The organism is Leptolyngbya sp. FACHB-36, from assembly GCF_014695955.1.
In the GTDB taxonomy this organism is placed as follows: domain Bacteria; phylum Cyanobacteriota; class Cyanobacteriia; order Leptolyngbyales; family Leptolyngbyaceae; genus FACHB-36.
Window position 1 is genome coordinate 1 of sequence record NZ_JACJPG010000127.1, and the last position, 3,092, is coordinate 3,092.

General features: G+C 50.3%; 3 protein-coding genes and 1 pseudogene. All 4 read right to left on the reverse strand.

The features are described from left to right. A pseudogene (locus H6F43_RS22925) lies at positions 1-93 on the reverse strand (D,D-heptose 1,7-bisphosphate phosphatase); the annotation flags it as partial. Positions 94-152: 59 nt separating this feature from the next. Next, entirely contained in the window at positions 153-899 is a 747-nt protein-coding gene (locus H6F43_RS01790) for a DevA family ABC transporter ATP-binding protein (protein ID WP_190340307.1), read from the reverse strand. A gap of 77 nt (positions 900-976) precedes the next feature. After that, positions 977-2,143 carry an ABC transporter permease DevC gene (gene devC, locus H6F43_RS01795; RefSeq protein WP_190340308.1) on the reverse strand — a complete coding sequence of 389 codons (1,167 nt, stop codon included), beginning with the start codon at positions 2,141-2,143 and terminating at the stop codon, positions 977-979. Positions 2,144-2,167: 24 nt separating this feature from the next. Beyond that, positions 2,168-2,803, reverse strand: a complete 636-nt coding sequence (locus H6F43_RS01800; RefSeq protein ID WP_199290103.1) for a GNAT family N-acetyltransferase — start codon at positions 2,801-2,803, stop codon at positions 2,168-2,170. Positions 2,804-3,092: the final 289 nt, after the last annotated feature.

Consider the following 3,092-nt stretch of genomic DNA (forward strand, 5'->3'; position numbering starts at 1 on the left):
GGGAATCAGGTGCAGATCTTCGACGTGATGAATGTAGCCGACTTCTTGATTCAGTACACCATCGCGGTCTAAAAACACGGCGGGTCTTGCCATAGCAGTTACATAGCATTGAGGCTGCAATGATTGTAGAGCAGCTACGGTGCCCTGTTTACTTAACTCACCTTTGCTGCAATATCAATCCCGTTGCTGACAAGACGACCATCCTCCATGTAGATAATGCGATCGGCAATATCCAAGATCCGGTTATCGTGTGTCACCAGCAAAATGGTGCAGCCTTGCTCCTTTGCCAACGTTTGCATAATTTCTACGACATCTCGACCGGATTTTTTGTCAAGCGCAGCCGTTGGCTCATCTGCCAGCACAATTTTGGGGTGGCTAACCAGGGCACGCGCGATCGCCACTCGCTGTTTTTGTCCACCGGATAAGCTATCTGGATAATAATTGACGCGATTTCCTAGCCCCACGTTTTCTAACATGGCGATCGCCATTGCATCAATGTCCTGGTTAAGGCTGTCATCATGCAATTCCAGCGACATCCGCACATTTTGCTTTGCCGTTAGAAACGTCATGAGATTGTGTGCCTGAAAGATGTAGCCAATGTTGCGGCGAAGCTGCGTCAACTGATGTTTGTTTGCTCCACAAATCTCCTGTCCCAGGATTTTGAGGCTGCCTTCTTGCGCCGATCGTAAGCCGCCCATAAGCGTCAGCAACGTCGTTTTTCCAGACCCGGAGGGTCCAGTCATAATGACAATTTCGCCCGCATTAATGTCTAAGTTGACGTCAAATAGCGCTTGCTTTCGCAAGTTGCCTTCACCAAAATAGTGATTAAGATTTTGCACAGAGATGACGGGATTCGCAGTTGCAGAGGAAGCTGAGTCAGAAACGTTTAGGGTTTGCATAGAAAATTGGAGATAGATGATCAGGCGAGTCTGTGGAAACTTGGTTGTTAGAGAGCTAGCTGTTAGAAAACTAGCTGTTAGAAAACATCTGCTGGGTCTGCCGATCGCAGTTTTCGCATGGCGATCGCGCCCGATACGCTACACATCACCACTGTCAAAACGAACACATTTACAGCCCGATTTAGCGTCATTCCGACTGGCAGCATCGTCGCAGTCGCTGCAAGCTGATAGAGTCCGGCAGACAGCAAAAACCCAGGAAAAAATCCCAGTAGCGCTAGCAGCAACGACTCCTGAACTAGGACGCCCAGCAGATACATATCCGTATAGCCCATCGCTTTCAACGTGGCGTATTCCGGCAAGTGATCGGACACATCGGAGTAGAGAATTTGATACACAATCACGATGCCGACAATAAAGCCAACGCCAACGCCAATGCCAAAAATAAAGCCGATCGCCGTACCGCTTTCCCAGTAAGCCTTTTCGACTTGAGCAAAGTCTTCGACCGTTAACACTTTTACGTCATCCGGCAGCATCGATTCGAGGCGCGATTTCACCTGCTCTCTATCAGCTCCAGACTTCAGTTTGATTAACCCAATATCGACTTCATCCGTTTTGCGATTGGGAAACAAATGCATGAACGTGGATTCACTAGCGATGACGTTGCCGTCTGCTGCAAACGACGCACCGTTGGTGTAGAGTCCGGTGACGTTGACCGAAATGTTGTTTAGCTCCGTTTCGTATTTGTTCGTTTTGGCGAACGTCTCAGCGATCGGTCCGAACTCGGGGCGTCCTGCACGATCGAACATCACCTGATCCAGTAGCTTGATCTGGTCCAGATTGCGGTTCACCTCATCAAACTTGAACGCAGGCTGCGACGGGTCCACACCCCAAACGAGGATCGTTCGCTCCAGCCGCGTGTCGGGATTGCGCCACTGTCCGAGCGAGAAGCGCACCGGATTCACCGAGGCAACCTCGTCGATCGACAGTCCTTGATACAGTCGCTCTCTAGAAAAGCTTTTGACTGCAAACAGCGTTTGCAGTTGCGGATCGATCATGACCAAATCCGCATTTAAGTTGCGGTGCGGCTGAATCGAAGCGTCGTACAGTGCGGCTTCAAAGCCCATCTGTAGAAAAATCAGCATGTCAGCAAAGGCGATCCCAGCGACGGCAACCGCGAGGCGGGTTTTCTCTTTCGTGACTTGTAGCCACGCGAGCGGTGTTTTTTTGAACAGATTAGGAAGCATGGAATTAGGGAGCGTGGAAGTGAATTAGGTGCGTTGCGGCGATCGTGCTAGCGTCCAAAACCGAGGCGCGTCCTCGGTTAGCTGCACGGTGCGCATAATTTCAAAGCCGTGGCGTTGGTAGAAGCGAACGCCTCGTTCGGTTGAGGTTTCCAAGTAGCAGGGCAGACCATCGGCATCAGCTTGCTGCAAAATCGGCTGCAAGAGCAAACTGCCGATGCCCTGATTTTGGTGGGCAGGAGCAACAGCCAACAGGTACAAAAACCAGTGGGGCTGAGGCATATCGTGTTTGTGGTGTTCCTCCATCAGATCAAACTGCTTCAGCGCGTGACGCAATCGACTCAGCCGCACCTTAAACGGAATGGCATAAAAGCCTAATTGCAGCAGCCGCCATTGACTGGTGGGAAACTCTCCTGGCGGTAGCCAGACGGCAACGCCTTTTAGATCGCCTGCGGTGGCGTAGTTGTGGTTAATCGGATAGCTGTAGTTCAGCATCAGATTCATAAACCAGCGCAGCGACTTCAGCCGAACTGCCTCATTCTCCGAACAGTAATAGCGAAATAGCGGGTCATTACTAAATGCATTCGCTAGAAGCTCAACTGCATTGGTGTGCTGCGATCGCTCCAGCAAAACCACCTCTGAATTCACCAGATTGCCAGCCATAGAAATTGCTCCTTTCAACAGTGTCTTAAGCCCAGTATTCAGGCTGGATAAGATCTATCGCGATCGCGAGCAAATTTGCAAAATCAACTCGACCAACAAGTAGCCAAAACCGAACTTTCTCTCGATGACGTTTCAGCCCATTTGCTTTTGCAATTCGGCACAAACTGGTGGCTAACGGCAACCACGGGTAGGTCAGTCTTAGCAGTCGAATTTGAATCGCGCAGATAGTTAGAAGCATCGTTCACTCAGAGGTTAAATCGAATGTTCGTTATGCATTACGGGCGATCGA